Raw genomic sequence first — 16607 nt, 5'->3', positions numbered from 1 at the left:
GGCTGGCAAGCCTTTTTTGTTTGTTCAAGCTTCTAAGATTTTCGTTGCAATACTATCTACTTTTATATTGCCATAAACAAGTATGGACAAAAAATGTTGCGAACGCATGTAAATGGAGGAGAAAGTAAGAATAAACTTCAATCTTTCGTGAATGAATACAAAGGACAAATTATTATGGGTGTAACGATTCAATCTGTTTATTGGTATAAGAAGAATGAAGAAAAAATTAGCATTAAGGAAATGATTGAGTTGTACAAAGAGACATTAGATAAATTAAGGTCAAAATAAATTGCGAATCTGTAAGGTTCTACTAGTTTACGTTTAGAATACTTCCGTGGAATCCTTTGAATTGGGTAATCCGAGAAATAGTGTTATATAGTGGATCGATTTGACAGACTAAGATTAAATTTTAAAAAAGAAAGGTGTTAGTCAAGAGGGTCACTTGTCCAAAAAATGGAGGGAATCATAAAAATACCTTCAAACGTATAAAGCAGAAAAATTTGTACTGGATTGGTTAGAAGAAGACATACTCGTACCAGAACACATTAAGAAGATTGTAGGTGAGTAGTAGATATTCTATAGGAAGTAAGAATTACTTCGTGGTTTCTATTCCAGCAGAAGGAACATTTTTTAGACAGCAATTTAGTATTGCACATGAGATTGGACATTGGATTTTACATGAAGGTATGGATCCACAAGAACTTGAGAAAGATGAGTATAGGCTTATGGAGCAGGATGCTAACAATTTTGTTTCGTGCTTACTTATGCCAGCTGAAAGGTTTGCTAGAGATGTTCAGAATACAGGCACCCACTTCGAAAGTTTTTTAGTTCTTAAAAAAAGGTGGAATGTATCTATCTCGAGTATGATCATGAGAAGTTACCAACTAGGCTTAATTGATAATGAGAAAAAACAAAGTCTCTTTAAACACATGAGCTATAGAGGTTATAGAAAAGTAGAACCATTCGACAAGGAAACTAAAGTGAATAAACCAGTTGCAATTAGACAAGCAATGAAACTATTGGATGATAATAATGTAAGAACAGGTTCTGAAGTCAGAGATGAACTTGCTGAGCAATATAATCTATATCTCAATCTAGATTTTTTATCTCAGGTAACCGATTCACCAAAGCAATTTTTCATAGACAATAGTAAGAGTGGTGTCGTCTTGTCTATAAAAGATATTCATGATTTAAAATCTAATTCAAATTAAAGTAATCTTAAAAGTCAGCGACTGCAAGTTACTTTTGTTATAAGAAATAAAAACAGATTGTAGTGGTTTTTTACTAATTTAGAGAGAAATGAAGCTTACCACAGAAATCACAAGTGTTGTGAAGTCCGTAACATAACTACTGATATAAAAAACAGCAGTGATAACTGATACGGGGAGCCGTATCATAAATAAAGTTCTTTAACCAGCGCAAAGTACAAACACGTTAATTTTAAACTTTCTATAAATAATGTTTAGTTATGCAAGAGTTCAAGTGATAAAATAGAGGTAATTAGTATGACTGAAAAAAATAGTGACCGATGATTAGTACTTATACTTTATGGACACCTTAGTTTACTAATATTATTGAGAGAGAAGACGGAATATTTGATAACCTTGAAAGGGTGTATCCTGTATTCATTCTATATACTAAGAGAATAAGAAACTGGCTTAAAATATGTAAGAAATAGTATATTAAGGGAACTATAATATGAAAAAGTTCAATGTAAGGTCTATACTTTTGTTAAGGTATGACACCGGGCATAGTGGTTGCCCTTCATACCCTTGGATCAAGGCTGGAATTTAATCCACATATTCATATGCTCGTTACCATGGGTGGGGTGACGCCGGATGGGAAGTGGAAAACGTACGACTATTTTCCCTATTCCAGACTACGCAAGCAGTGGCAAACGGTTGTATTAAAACTCATCCGGCGCACATTGTCCACTCGGGCAAAAAAGATAGTCCAGCCCCTCCTTCAAGAGGCTTATGCCAATAATCCGGATGGCTTTTACGTTAATGCACCAAAAAGAAGTCACACAGACGTCAAAGGACTGCTTGCTTACATCGGGCGTTATATGAAACGTGGGCCGATCGCTCTTCACCGGATTATCATGTTCGACGAAGAAGTCGTTACTTTTTCCTATCAGGACAAGCGAGACGGCGAATGGAAGGCAGAGACTTTACCTGTCGATACATTTATCGGTCGACTCGTCCGGCATATTCCGGATAAACAGTTCAAGATGATTCGCCATTACGGTCTGTACTCGCGTCGGATCAAAACGATCATGAAAAAAGTCGTTAAAACCTTTCAAAGAGAAGCGAAGAAAGTGTTGATCAACGCTAGAGAAATGATCAAGCCAAAAGGGTGGAGAGAGCGAATCAAAAAGTCGTTTGATAAAGATCCGTTGAAATGTTCGGAATGTGGCAATGTGATGGTATTCAGAGGGATAGCTGTGCGCAAAAATAACCGCCTGCATGTACAGTTTGCGAACAATGAAGAAGCTAAAAACTATATTAATCGGGAGATCGATCGCATGGAGTCGAAAACGTATGAATATCAGAAAAAAGAAGCAACGAGAAAAGCTATTGAGAAACATCGGACCAACTGGGATAAAATCGAAAAAGATATCAGGGAAAGAGACCGTCAGCTTTATCTGTCAAGCGTGCAAGGAAACAGAAGCGATTCCTAGAGGAGTGGTGGAACAGTTTGACGCTCTTGATGGTGGGGATCCGATGGATCCTCCCCGGTTTTCGTGTAAACAGTGCTCTGGTGAAATGGTGCCGGTTTATTATGAGAGTCTTAACGGTGTCATCTACGATAACAGAGAGTCATAAAAATAACGGCTACGCACAATCTCCAAAAGGGGGAGGCGTAGCCGAGCTTTTTTACTTTTAAAGAGGTTAAGAGTCGGCTTGGGCCGACTCTGTCATAATTTATTGAGCTTTTAGAGCAGTTTTCGGTTTGTCGAAGAGTGACTGACGATGGGACAGGCCGTTTTGAGTGTGGTTCGGTTTATTCCAAGTTGTTTGCGGCTAGTCTGAGCCGAAGTTGGGTGTGGTTCAGCTTGATTATCGTATAAAACTAGCTGAATGCACCGAACAGCTGCTAGTTCGGTTCAACCAGAAGTGAGTAAAACTGAATAAGCCGAAGGTAGGAATTATTTAGCTCGTAGCAGGCTTAGGAACCTCGTGAATAAGCCGAACCTGAAAGTCTTTGGCTTATTCAACAAAGCGTTCAAGCTGAACAAACTGAAGCAAGTCGTTGTTCGGTTCTTTCAGTGTCATACAAACTGATGGATGAGCCAAAGATCGATAACTTCGGCTCATCCACTGTCCTTACTTTACTCATATGAACCGAACCAGACATAAAAGCTCGCCAGAGTCCCTATTTCGTCTCTGGCGAGCTTTTTAACTAGGCTAGCGTATTAGTCTACCCGTTCACCATAAACGAGAAGACGCTTGTAATTCATGGGGTACTTAAGACAGGTGACGAGGGTCACGAGATCCTTGTCTTCTTGAATACTTAATGTATCGACTTCGCTAGGCAAGACGACTTTTGATCCTGTCACTCGGTACGTCATGATTTTATTTAAGGTCTGGACTTCAAACGTATCGCCAGCATTCAAGTCATTGACATGCAGGAACATATTATGTCTTAAGGTCCCGCGATGACCGGCTATAACAGAATGGTTGCCTTTGCCTCCAACAGGAAGCGATGTACCTGTGATATGTGCGGCACCTTTCATCAAGTTGGCATCCGAGGCTCCTAGGTAAATAGGAAGTTCAATATTGATTTTAGGGATACGGATGATCGAATAAAATGAACGAGAGGATAGAGAAGAGGCACTGACATCTTCCATCTCAATGTGAGAATTATCGACGAGACTACCATCGTTTTCAGGGTCAGCTTGATCACTTGAGTAAAAGGCATTCGAAGCCATCACCTCATCTGTAAACGCATCTTCGATCGTCTGATCTGGATTATTTTGAAGCTCTTCATTGTATGTCAGCATTTCTTCCCACAAAGCGTCAGTGTCTTCTTCTGAATCGGGCTGGGCAGAAACGATTTCGAACTCTTCGATTTGCTGCTGCATGGCGTGATCATTGATGTAGTGAGCAATGTGAGGATAGGTAAAAAAGAGTAGACCGACAAGAAACAGCAGAAAGGGGATTAGTTTTTTCTTCATTGTCTATTCTCCTCTCGCGTTTTCTTCTTATAGATGATAAAAGCGATGACTAGGAGTCCGGTTAATGAAGCAAGGATGATCGGAAGGAGATATGAATTATCATTGGGCACTCCGTCTGGGGTGATCGTAGCAGCGACCGGTTCTTCGGGAGAGTAAGGGATCCGTTCGCCCATGACCAGTAGCCGGTGGGTGTTGATCATGTATGGCGTACAAGTGATCAGGGTAACGAGATCTCGTCCTTCTTGGATGGCTATAAGATCTGTTTCGTAAGGCAGAACGGTATTGATTTCAGTGACTTGGTAAGCTAAGGTTTCATCCAATACATTCAAGTAAAAGACACTGCCGATTTCTACGTCGGGAAGGTCCGTGAATAGTTTAGATGTGGGTAAACCGCGATGTCCAGTCAAGACAGCGTGGGTACTCTCCCCGCCCAAAGGAAAGGACGTATTTTCCATATATCCAATACCTTTTTGGAGTACAGCATCACTTGTACCTGAATAGATCGGGAAGTTACCATTGATATCAGGGATATCTATATGTCCAAGAACATCACCTAGGCGATCCGTAAATACATTGAAGGAAGAGCGATCACCTTCAGCAGAGACTTCGTTGGATGGTTCATCAGAAAAAGGGTCCTCATAGTCCTGCTCAATATCGCTGCCGGAAAGATTTTGGTTGTACTCAGCTATCTGATTCTTATAAGCATCGATTTCTTCTTGGGAAAGCTGATCCAGGGAATCCTGATACGTATCGATGACACGGGTCTGGGTCATGCTGGAATAAATCTGCATAACGATGGGGTATAGAAAGATGCTCAATCCAATAATAAAGGCAAGGACGAACAAAAGAGTGGATTTAGAAGGTTTTTTGAATGAACGCAATGGTTTTTTCATGGGGGGACTCCCTCCTTTCAATGATGAGAGTAGGATAGAGGAGTATGTAGAAAGGGATGAGACAGGTGATGTCCCATCCCGGAGGTGTCAGGTATCGGTCAGTTTTAGGTCAACGCTGATTATTTTTCTGATTTTTTATAGAGTTTGATTGAAGATCCCATCAAGCCAAGTCCGATGATGCTGAAGACTAAAGTACCCACACCACCTGTTTGAGGAAGAGTGATTTCAGGGCTGTTCTCGATTATTGCGGGAGCAGCTGTTGGATCTGCATCTGGTGACTCAATTACAGTAGGATTCGTATAGTAGCTGCTGGCATCAACAGTAAACATTTTGTCGTTGTCAAGCAGTCTGTACTGAACACCGTCTACTAGGGGAGCTTTTGTTTCTTCCAAGTAGTAGTCACCGTAAGCTAGACCTTTGATTTCGAAGTAGCCGTCTGGAGTATCTTCACCGTCACCTGAAATGAATACCCATGCAGATGATTTATCTCCCCAGCTATAGTCAGACTGCAAGTAGAGACCAGCTTTATTGTAGATGACAAATTCTGCACCATTTAGAGGATTATTGTTATTATCCTCTTTCATAAATGGTTTACCACCAGTGTGAGCATAAGGTTCATCTTCTTCAGTTGCGTCGTAATCATCATAGCCATTATTGAATTCAAGGTCTACACTGTTATAGTAGTCCATGCCCATGATGGCTGTGTCATTGAAGGCTGTCGTGAATTCTATTCTAAGCTCTTGTACACCGGCTAAATCTTCTAATGAAGTAAACTCAATTCTCAGTTCACCATTAGCGTATGAATCGTTATAAGATGTGATTTCTGTATTATCAGCATAAACTGCTAAGTTGTTAGTGTAGTCCATTTCAGGACCAAACGTATCGATGACAATGAAAGAGTCATACGTGGCAATGTCGCCAGGGACTTCAGGACGGATGATCCAGAGGATATCTTCACCAAAGTCAGCTGTCTCAACCTTATTATCGATCGTTGTAACGAATTTTTCGATATCAGGCAAGTCGTAGTTCATCAGTTCAACGTTCTCTCTGATGACTTTACTATCGATCAAGTTTCCTAAATTGTTACCCACACCATAGGCATGGTCATTTTTTGTGACTTCAAAAGTGATTGGTGTTTCGTTCAAACCATATCCTTCAGGCGCAGCCGTTTCAACGAAATAATAGCTGCCAACGACTAAGTCACCAACGAAAATGTTACCATCTGAATCAGTTACTAAGCCTGATTCAATCAGCTCGTCGGTTTCACCCATTTCTTTATAAAGGCTGAAAGTTGCACCATCTAATCCCTTTATACCATCTTCACCAAATTTCATCAATTCAACGGCACCTAAGATCAATTGGTTCTTAGGATAAACGTGAACGTCTGAATTCCAGCTGTCACCGTCAGGGTGCATCATTGGCACATCCACTAAGAATGGACCGCTGAATTCTTCGACCCCTTTAGGTGTAAATGTTTCTTTAACGTAGTAGCGACCTGCAGGTAGGTCATTGAAAGTAAGGATACCATCTGTACCAGTAAAACCGGATAAATATTCAGTTAATGACGATTCGTCAACGTCATCCGGATCTGTAACATCATCAGATACTGAATAAATAGTAAATTCTGCACCTTCCAAGAATGTCGAATCGGCTGGAAGATCTTTTGTCAAACCATCGTTATCGATCAGTTCATCATTAAAAGGATAGTAGTTTGTTTGAACTTTGTGAATAGACAAATTTCCTGTCGCAGGTCTTGCGGTTGCTGCGTTTGCCATGGATGGTGCCATAATGGAAAGAACCATGAACAGCCCCATTAAGAAACCGGCAATTGTTCTTATTCTTTTGGTCATTTGCTTTTACACTCCTTTTTAGTCATTCTTCATGACTGTTTTGATTTCTTTTTGTTAAGGCCGTATACAGCTCCTCCCATCAAGGCGATACCAAGAACAGTAAAGATGGTGGTTCCCATGCTTCCTGTGTCTGGCAGAGACTGTGATGGTCGGTTTTTGATCATTAATGGGTTCCCTTCAGTGATTTGAACTTCTTCTACACTGACGATCGTTTCACCATTTTCTCCTTTTGAGATGGTGATAATAAAGTCATCAGGATAAAGGTTGAAACCGAGCGGTGCTTTTGTTTCTTCTAAGCGATAGGTTCCGGCAAGCAAGTCTGTGAAGACCAGTTTACCTTCAGCATCTGTCGATAAAGTTTCTGTGAACGGATCTGCAACTTCAGGCTCTATGCGTGTCAACATGAATTCTGCAGGGTTATCTAGAATAGGGTTGCCATCCATATCTGTTTTAAGAATATAGAGATTACCCATAATTAGTGTATTTTTGACATCTAGATGCAGGACTCCTTCTTCATCAAAGATCATTTCAGCATATTCCTCGTTATAGTTCGGAGGAACAGTCTCTTCGATAGAGTAAGTGTAGACGTTGCCGTCATTATCCGTTTCATCCTGTTCACCGAAATCATAGAACCATTCGTCTAGAGCTGAAGTGGTTGTTTCAGTGACATATTCAGGCTCGCCGCCTTCTATCATGCGGTAGAGTGAAATAGTCAGGGTTTCTGGTCTGTGTTCTGGTGTATCGTTTGACCAGATTTTCTCACCGACGATAGTGATCAGCGGACTTTCATACGTGTTGGTCACGATCCAGACGCCGTCTATAAATTCGATATCTGACGTATAGTTATCAAGGTCTAGTTCTTCTGTTACTCTATAAAGGTATTCATTACCGTTGAAATCGTATTGAGGAAGATCGCTCCAAATATAATCAAAACGGCTGCTTGTTCCTGAACCTGGGGTGATCATTGGATCAAGGTCGACGATGTCATAAGATTCTCCGTCAATGGAACGACTGAGGATCAAATCGACAGCGACATGGTCAGCTAGAGGTCCGCCATCCCAGATTTTAGCAGCATAAATATCGATGAGCGGACTTTCAAACGTGTTGGTAACGATCCAGATACCCAGTTCTTCGTCATAGGTGACTTCTGAATTATAGTTATCCAGGACCAGTTCTTCTATGACTTCGTAAATATATTCATTGCCTTCCATATCGTATTGAGGCAAGTCACTCCAAGTGTAGTCGAATCGACTGCTTGTACCAGTATCCGGTGTAACTACAGGATCGACTTCGACAGTTTCAAACGTTTCACCATCGATGGAACGTCTGAGCGTCAAATCAACTTCGACATGATCGGCGTCAGGTCCGCCATCCCAAATTTTAGCAGCTTCAATATCAATGAGCGGACTTTCAAACGTGTTGGTGACGATCCAGATACCTAATTCTTCATCATATATGATTTCTGAATTGTAGTTAGGGATATCAAGTTCTTCTGTGACTATATAGGAGTATTCATTCCCCTGTGGATCGTACTGAGGGAGGTTAGTCCAGATATAGTCGAAGGAATCGCTTGTTCCAGATGCAGGTGAGATCATTGGATCGATATCAACGATCTCATAATTCACGTCATCAATGGAACGGCTGAGTATCAACTCAACTGCAACATGGTCTTCATCGCGTCCACCGACCCAGTCTTTTCTGGCTTCGACTGACATGCGTGGTAGAACGTTGGTTGGTTCATACCACATATTATTACCCGGAGTTGGATCATCAGTGATCATTGAAGCAATGACAACAAAGTTTATCAGATCTGCGGATGCTAAAGGTATTGCAGTAGCTGATCCGTTATTATCTGAAGTCGTTCCTAGGAAATTATCTGTCGGTGCGTCTTCGTTAACCGTTACGGTTACTGTAAATTCTCTTGTGTCTAATGGTTCTAACGCAAATGCCGGCCAGGTCACCGTTCCACCACTTGGATCTCCGGAATGTGTACCGCCATCACTGGCACTGACGAAGGTCACGTTAGGGTCCAAAGTATCTTCGACAACGATGCCGTTAGCAACTGTATCCATTGAGTTATTAGTCACTGTAATGGTGTAGGTAAGCGTCTCGTTTACATACAATGGATCTGGTTCATCCGATTTTATGATACTGACGTCTGCCTCAACAGAAGTAAAGGTGCTTGTCTGATTTAATGGAACAGTCTGGTTACCGGTATTGATTTTATCACCGGTAGCAGTTTTTGCACTGATCAGACGGGTCTGAACAGTATTTCCCACTTTTTCCGGAAGAGTATCTTTCAAAACGACCCACATTTCTACAATGATGGTATCACCTGTATCCATACCGGAAAGATAGAAAGTTCCTTGTATTTCTGTACCTACAAGTGAAGCATCTATATCATAAACGGTCGCGTCATTTCCGGGATCAGTTGAATCAACTGTGTCTACAAAACCGGCAAAGACCATATAATTAGGATCGAAACCGAAATTCGAACCATTTGTAGTTACTGTTTCCCATCCCGCAGTAAATTGCATCATGCCATCTTCAGGAGAAGTTGTTCCGGTCACTGAAATTTTAGCTTCAAATGGAACGATTTGCCCCAAGGCTAAATTTTCGGGTTGTAGTGATTCCACTGTATCAGAAGCAGGCGTACTCATTGGGTCTGCAGCACGTCCAGTAGGGGGAGTTGGATAGTCAAGAGGGAGACTAAAGTCATAAAAATCTGTATCATAAGCAGAAAAATCGATCGAGTAGCTGCCGCCGGATAAGATAGTGATGTCACCAGGTTCGGCTGCTGCATCAACGTCTTCTTCAACGATTTCTTCTTTAACTTTCATTGCTGAAAGTGTTTCTTCGTTGGTTTTTTCTTCGACAACTGCTTTTACTTCTGGCTCGATTTCACCGTCTGTATCATTTTCAGAAACAGCGTCTTCCTGAGCCTCTTCTTCCACTACTTCTTCAGTTTCTTCTGATTCGGCTTTTTTATCGGCCTCTTCTTGGGCCGCTTGATCTTCTTCAGCTTTTTTCTCAGCTTCTAATTCTGCGACTTCTTGTTTAGCTTCTTCTTCGGCGAGTCGCTGTTCTTCCGCGGCTTCTTCCGCTGCCAAACGTTCTTCTTCAGCTTTTTCGTCAGCTAAGCGCTGTTCTTCAGCCAGTTTTTCGGCTTCTTCCTGAGCGGCTTTTTCAGCAGCTAGTCTGTCTGCTTCTTCCTGAGCAGCTTTCTCTTCGGCTGCGATCCGTTCTGCCTCTGCTTTTTCTGCCGCGATCCTTTCAGCTTCTAGCTGAGCAAGCTTATTCGGGATCGAGACGGATTGAAGGGATGCTGCTGCTGGACTGTCTTTCTGCTGTATCGAAGCGCCGATCTTGAAGGCTAGGTTTGGTGAGGTAAGATCATTGACTGCGGTCGTGAATTTGAGATTGAGGGTTTGTGCGGTGGTTGAGTAAGGGGCTGTAAAGGTATGGCTAGTACCTGATGGTGAGAATACGCCAGTTGGTGTTGCCGACACGACTTGTGGTGCACCGACGTTTGCTGGTACGACCACTTCCACGCTTGGTGCGGCTTCTGCTTCGGATTCATTTTGGGTAACAGTGATATCCCAGGTAATGAGTTTTCCGTCCTCGCTTAAAGACCATTTGGCATTTCCGGATCCTTTATCGTCCGAAAACAGTGTGACTGAATTACTGGTCTCAGCGGATGCTGTGAGGGATGAAACTAAACTCGAGGGAAGGAACTGAATGAACTGAAACAGAACGAACAGCAGCGTTATGACGTGTGTGTGCAACGGTTTGCGTTGAGTTGTCACATCTAACACACCTCCGATTACTGATGTTAAGTATGAAACTTGAGCGGCATATAGGTTTCTGTCAAAGGCGCCACCTCCTTAAAGGGTCCTGTGTGAGTTGTTTGATAGGGGAATCATGCAAGGATTGGAAAGAAAGATGTAGAAAAAGGTGTGGACGATAGTTTATATAAGGTGTTTGAAACGTAAGAGGGTTATTATTGTAAGATATGGGATCGTTTGTGCTGATGCTGAGGGTAGTAGAAGTCTAGTATGAAAGTGAAGTGAAGAACGCAGGGATTATGGCTGATATAAGAGGGGATCAGCCGATAACTTTGGGGTCATGTTGATTTAAGAGGTTGAATAATTTTTAGTAAGCTTATTCATTTGTTGAGATTAGTATAATAAAGATTCAAAGATTAGTCAAATAGAAGCAGTTGATTTTTATAAATCTTTTTATAAGTGGTCCAGGGTAGATTAAAAGCAGGGAAGACATGAAAAAGGCCTCTGCTCGGAAAAGAGAATTTTTCCAGTAATCAAAGGCGTAAGTCTTTTTCATTTAATTGGGAGGTAAGTATTGGGGGATTCAGAGAATCAAAATGCACTATGTGAATGATTAGTCTTTTTATCCGGACCACCTCTTAGTCGTTATGGCGTTCACAAATCTGAGAAAAGATTGTGAACATAAAGATGGATTAATCTACGAATTACGATTTCCTATCTCTACTGTAAGTTTATACCTTGCCCTCAGTAAACACAAATATTATCACCTTGAAATGCTGTATAATTAATCATAAATAAAAACTGAATAGTAATTGCTTGTGAATGACGACGAAAAAAGCCCTTAATTAGAGACTTTTGAGGTGACCCCCAAAAGTTAGAGTGAAAATTCTAACTTTATGGGGGTTATTTTTATGTCAAAAAAGTATTCGTATGAATTTAAATGTAAATTTCAAGTTTAAGTTAGCCACTTGATATTAATTAATTCCTTGTGAAATTGTTAGTCGTTTCGCCTAGATAGTGAGGGCTTGATAATGAGCTGAGACATGATAGTCTTTTGACAAGCTGGCCTAGGCCAGCTTCCCAGCTTTCAAGTCATGTCGAAGGAGGCTCGTTGTCAAGCCCTCACGGGTTAAGCCGCTTGCCGTTCTGACCTTAGCGCATGAACGAAACAGTCATGTGGTGTTCTGTAGCCTAGTATTTTTCTTGGATAATCGTTCATCCATTGTTGTATACGTAAGCACTGAACGTCCGCGATTTGGCTGATGGGCTTCCCTTTAGGAATGAACCGTCGAATAAATTTGTGTTGATTCTCACTCGTGCCTCGTTCAAATGAGGCATAGGGGTGACTGAAATAGACATCCAGCGAGTCCTTCAGAGCGTCATGAAGCCCCGCAAACTCTGAACCATTGTCAGATGTTATCGTCTTAAATAAAGTAGAAAAGGCATCACCTGAGCGTGCTTGAAGAGACTGTACCGCCTGATTAACAGACGCTTGATTTTTACCGTTCACCTTCAAAATGATTTCAAAACGTGTCTGTCGTTCAACCAATGTAAGCAACACGGTGTCCGATTTTTCTTTATTTCCTACGACAGTATCGATTTCCAATGCCCAAAGGTTTGCCGGCTGTCAACCTCAGCTGGACGCTTATCAATCGACTGGCCAAGAACGCGTTTATGTGATCGTTTAACTTGTGTGGAAACCTTCGATTTGCGAGACAGTTTTTCTAACAAGTCCATATTCTTTGTACGCATGATTCCTCTGTCTATCCAACCATAAAGGGTGGTTGTACAAGGAATAATAGAGGGATCGAACAAGTCATGTTTTTTAGCAAATCCGACAACCACATCCGGTGACCATTTATCGTTTAGCATTTTCTCATCAGCCCAGTCGACAAATGCACTCGTATCAGCCCATTTTGGCCGACGGCCAGAGTTCAATCGGTATCTATCATACGCTGCTTGTCCGGCATCGGCATCATATCGTTCGATATAGTAATCGTACGTCTTGCCCTTTTGTTTTTGACGCTTAAGTTGAGTGATGGTTCCGCGATGTATTTCATTATTGATTGTTTGAGGAACGCAACCAATCACTTTGGCAATTTGTCTATTGGAGTAGTTTTTTTCTTCAAAATAGCAATTTGAGCCCGTTCTGAATAAGATAAGTGTTTTCCCTTGCATCTTAATGTGTTATCGTTAGAGTGCGTCATGTGAATTCATCCTGTCTATTGAGAGTTAGTGGTAACTTCAATATAACATGAAATTCACATGGCGTTTTTTGTGTTAGCTTAAGTGGCTAACTTCATTATAAAATCCAGCTTTTTTTCGTGTAACTACAGCTTAGCATAGTACGGAATCTTTAATAATTTAAATTGAGTGCCTCCTTTGAAGTATATAATTAAAGAAGTGTAGTGAGTAAACAAAAGAGATATCGATATAAACGATAAGAGAAGGTATTGAAGTAATCGCCTTTGTATCCACGCCATCTAAGTTAACGTTAAAAGATGAGCAGCTACAGATTATTCAAGAGGATGCTTTCAACTCAGAAGATGTCGCAAATCAATTGCTAGGCATGACGTAGTCGTTTTATGCTTATGTTCCAATCCCGGACAAAGCGAAATCTATTCCTCGTGCTGAATTCGCGAATTTTATTGTAAAAGAATTTAGAAGAGATGAGCATTATGAAAACTCATCCAATTTAAGATGCTATGTGGCCAAATAAGGGCTAGTTCTTTATTTCGCTAGTTTCTATGATAATTTTAAATAATGGACTAACCTATATAGCTAAGGGAGAGTCTTCTGCGTTATAATGAAAACGATTACAAATTGAGGAGGTAGGAGGTAAAAACAATGAAGACAATCCTTTTATTATTTGGAATGCTTGTACTTATTACTGGATGTACTGAGGTTGAGGGGTACGAAACGAATATCTCTACACTAGAAAAAGAAGTTCAAGAATTAACCACCAATCTTACTTCTTCAAATGAAGAAAAAGATGGATTAGAAACAGAAATAGCGGAACTTCTAAGAGAAAAAGATGAGTTACAACAAACATATGATGACTACAAAGACCGTATGGAACCTTATGAAGATTTAGAAGAAGCAGAGGCACAAGCTAGAAAAATAGAAGCAGATAAAATAGCAGCTGAACAAAAAGCAGCCGAAGAAAAAAAGCGAGCTGAAGAAGAAGCGGCTAAGCAAGCAGCTAAAGAAGAAAAAGAAAAAGAGCAAGAAGAACAAGAGGCAAAAGAAAAAGCAGAGAAAGAAGCGGCAGAAAAAGCAGAACAAGAAAAAATTGCTAAAGGATACAAAACGGGAATAACATATGAGCAGTTAGCAAGGACGCCGGATGATTATATAGGAGAAAAAATTAAATTTAGTGGTAAGGTCGTTCAACTTATTGAAGGTACTGATGAAATTCAACTACGATTTGCTGTGAACGATGACTATGATCAAATCATATATGTAGGATATTCTCCTGATATAGTAGATCAAAGAGTTTTAGAAGATGATTACTTAACTATTTACGGGTATTCAATTGGTACAATATCTTACGAATCTACTTTAGGTGGAACGATAACTATCCCTTCATCTTTTGTAGAAAAGATTGAGTTTAATTGACAATTAAATTTATAGTTATAACAGGAAGATAACACACTCGATAGTTATTTTCGTATTATTATTTAGTGAGTTATACTTATACTCAAAGATACTTTTATCTTTCTTGTTGGAGTACTAGTGAAAGAGTTATTGAGCATATAAAATATCCAGCAAGAAATATTCTGTGGTTAATCTAAGAAGAAAATCTCATGAATTGAACCTTGAACTAATTTTACAAAAAAAGTAAGCATAGCTGCCTCAACCGTTATGCTTACTTTTAATATACTCTAATACTTATTTTGCACGTTTGACTTCGATGCGGTAACCATCTGGATCGGTTACAAAGAAATAGCTAGGTGTGCCGCCTGAGAGTCCTTTTAACTCTCCTGTTTCGTAAGCTGATGCTTTACAAATCTCGTGCATTTTTTCTAAGTCATTGACACTCACGCCTAAATGACTAAAGCCATTTCCGACTTCATATGGCTCTGCGTCGTAATTGTAAGTGAGTTCGATTTGTACAGAGGATCCGGGTGAATTCAAATAAATTAAATCAAATTTATTTTCTGGGAATTCTCTTCGGCTAGCCACTTCAAAATCGAATAGATTCGTATAGAAGTCTAATGTAGCGTCAATATCTCTGACACGTAGGCAAATCTCAACAAGTACTTGGTTCATACTATCATCCTCCAAAAAAGTTCTTATCTCTATTCTAGCATGAATAAATAAGAACGGCATTTTTTTCACTATATTCTTTATACTACTAGGTTGTTTGTACGAAAAAGATTATAATACAAGCAAGAAGAAAAATGAATTTATGGGGTACATTATGAGAAAAAAACGATTACCAGTGACAGAAACTTTATATGCTGTTTATTTAATTGCAACTGTTCTTTCGCTTGTTATAGCGTACATGGATTTAGAACACCCATTATTCTTTAAGTTTGTTTTAGGTTATATCTTTTTCACCTTTTTCTTACTGCTGTACACTCCAATAGTGACTATTATCAATTTAAAATTGTTCGAATGGCAAGAGATAAGAAGGAGTATTGTTAGATTCGTCATCTATTTTGTGGTGTTGAGTTTTATAAACTATGGTTTTAACTACCTATTCAAACGAGAATCCATTGATGTATTAAAAATCATTTCTGTAAATATTGGTTTATCTTTTGGCATCACGTTCTTTGATTATCTGTTTCTTAATTTAAAATCTAAGAACTAGCCATTGAAAGGAACAGGGGTATCATCTGTTAGCTGTTGCTTAGTCTAAAGCTCGGCTATTTCATGCTTATAATCAAAAAAATCAGTGATGAGGACTGAAGGAGAAACCTTTCAGATCATCACTGATTTTTTAATGGCTTCATTTAAAAATAGCCAGATATTGTAAAAGGGGTAACTAATTATTCAACCAAGCCCCTATAAAGAAGGTAATGATGAGAGGGACTGGAATGACGGCTGAGTTAATAATGGACGTCATAAAGGTTGTCTTTTTGTCTTGTTTGTTCATGAAGATCTGAATATTTTTTAAGACGTATGGAAACGTTAGTAATGACAACGTCACAAGCCTTGGGAAAGTCCCAAACACGATGGATAAGATAATGGCAATGTAACCAGCATAATAAAAGTATTTGAAGACGATTAGCGCTTTATCTACGCCGATATGATAAGGAAGTGTAAACCGGTTATCTTCAATATCTTCTTCTAAATCACAAATGTTATTGGCTAATGAGATAGCCATGACCGTAATGGATGTGGGGATGGATGCAACAATAATCTGAATACTAGTGATCCAATCAAATTGAATAACATCAAAGGCATTAACATAAACCATAGCTGTAAAGATGCCAAAGCCCATTGCCAGACCAACGAAAAATTCACCGGTTGGTGTACTTGAGATGGGACGTGGGCCCATAGTATAAAGGGCACCAATCAACATCCCTCCGAATCCGATAAACAACAAGAAGAGAGACGTTTGAAGAACTAAGAATAAACCAATGACTAAAGCGACAGCACCTGAAATAATATAGGCTAATTTAACATTTTTTAGAGGAATCTTTTCTTTGCCCACCACCATGTCTTGGGCGTAATCCGCCTGTTTATTATCTGCGATATAGTAATCCAAATAGTTATCTCGGATATTGACAGCCAAGTGAAAGAGGACGGCCGTAAGTAAGCCTAAGAGTGAAAAGCCCAATCGAAACGAGTCATAATTGTACCAAGCATATAAGATGCCAATAAAAGCAGGAAAGAAACTAGTCGTAGTGGATTCCATTTGAGCAAGTAAGAAGTATTGTTTGATAGTCATGAT

11 protein-coding genes and 1 pseudogene are annotated in these 16607 nt (G+C 39.9%); 5 read left to right on the top strand and 7 right to left on the bottom strand.

Annotation, left to right across the window (positions count from 1 at the left end; genetic code table 11):
- Positions 1 to 93: 93 nt before the first annotated feature.
- The 3 genes from C3945_RS04365 (at position 94) to C3945_RS04355 (ending at position 2680) form a co-directional block, all read left to right on the top strand.
- Positions 94 to 288: a hypothetical protein gene (locus C3945_RS04365; RefSeq protein ID WP_161878470.1), complete on the top strand. Its 195-nt coding sequence runs from the start codon at positions 94 to 96 to the stop codon at positions 286 to 288.
- A gap of 311 nt (positions 289 to 599) precedes the next feature.
- A complete protein-coding gene (locus tag C3945_RS04360; RefSeq protein ID WP_161878469.1) occupies positions 600 to 1211 on the top strand; it encodes an ImmA/IrrE family metallo-endopeptidase in 612 nt (203 codons plus the stop codon).
- A gap of 527 nt (positions 1212 to 1738) precedes the next feature.
- Positions 1739 to 2680, top strand: coding sequence for an IS91 family transposase (locus C3945_RS04355; protein ID WP_161878468.1), 942 nt, complete (start codon positions 1739 to 1741; stop codon positions 2678 to 2680).
- A 735-nt stretch (positions 2681 to 3415) separates the two neighbouring features.
- Here C3945_RS04355 and C3945_RS04350 read toward each other — a convergent pair.
- From C3945_RS04350 to C3945_RS12115, 5 genes and pseudogenes are all read right to left on the bottom strand, one after another.
- The gene (locus C3945_RS04350) at positions 3416 to 4177 is read right to left on the bottom strand and encodes a class C sortase (protein WP_161878467.1); all 762 of its coding nucleotides are present in this window, start codon (positions 4175 to 4177) and stop codon (positions 3416 to 3418) included.
- The gene (locus tag C3945_RS04345) at positions 4174 to 5070 is read right to left on the bottom strand and encodes a class C sortase (RefSeq protein WP_161878466.1); all 897 of its coding nucleotides are present in this window, start codon (positions 5068 to 5070) and stop codon (positions 4174 to 4176) included. The genes C3945_RS04350 and C3945_RS04345 overlap by 4 nt, the downstream gene beginning before the upstream one ends.
- Positions 5071 to 5189: 119 nt before the next feature.
- Positions 5190 to 6920, bottom strand: coding sequence for a SpaA isopeptide-forming pilin-related protein (locus C3945_RS04340; protein ID WP_161878465.1), 1731 nt, complete (start codon positions 6918 to 6920; stop codon positions 5190 to 5192).
- 29 nt (positions 6921 to 6949) lie between these two features.
- Positions 6950 to 10726 (bottom strand): Cna B-type domain-containing protein, encoded by a 3777-nt coding sequence (locus C3945_RS04335; RefSeq protein WP_161878464.1) that lies wholly within the window; start codon positions 10724 to 10726, stop codon positions 6950 to 6952.
- A gap of 1108 nt (positions 10727 to 11834) precedes the next feature.
- A pseudogene (locus C3945_RS12115) lies at positions 11835 to 12912 on the bottom strand (IS30 family transposase).
- Between the two features lie 640 nt (positions 12913 to 13552).
- Between C3945_RS12115 and C3945_RS04325 the strand changes: the two are divergent.
- Complete coding sequence (locus C3945_RS04325; protein ID WP_161878463.1) at positions 13553 to 14323, top strand: hypothetical protein; 771 nt, start codon at positions 13553 to 13555, stop codon at positions 14321 to 14323.
- A gap of 273 nt (positions 14324 to 14596) precedes the next feature.
- Here the strand turns inward: C3945_RS04325 and gloA are convergent, their stop codons facing one another.
- The gene (gloA, locus tag C3945_RS04320; RefSeq protein WP_161878462.1) at positions 14597 to 14977 is read right to left on the bottom strand and encodes a lactoylglutathione lyase; all 381 of its coding nucleotides are present in this window, start codon (positions 14975 to 14977) and stop codon (positions 14597 to 14599) included.
- 151 nt (positions 14978 to 15128) lie between these two features.
- Between gloA and C3945_RS04315 the strand changes: the two genes are divergently transcribed.
- Positions 15129 to 15521 carry a hypothetical protein gene (locus tag C3945_RS04315; RefSeq protein WP_161878461.1) on the top strand — a complete coding sequence of 131 codons (393 nt, stop codon included), beginning with the start codon at positions 15129 to 15131 and terminating at the stop codon, positions 15519 to 15521.
- Positions 15522 to 15695: 174 nt separating this feature from the next.
- Here C3945_RS04315 and C3945_RS04310 read toward each other — a convergent pair whose 3' ends face one another.
- Positions 15696 to 16604 carry a prenyltransferase gene (locus tag C3945_RS04310; protein ID WP_161878460.1) on the bottom strand — a complete coding sequence of 303 codons (909 nt, stop codon included), beginning with the start codon at positions 16602 to 16604 and terminating at the stop codon, positions 15696 to 15698.
- Positions 16605 to 16607 lie beyond the last annotated feature (3 nt).

This window comes from Alkalibacterium sp. MB6, from assembly GCF_009935905.1.
Classification (GTDB): Bacteria; Bacillota; Bacilli; order Lactobacillales; family Carnobacteriaceae_A; genus Alkalibacterium.
This window is presented reverse-complemented; position numbering and strand designations above follow the sequence as displayed.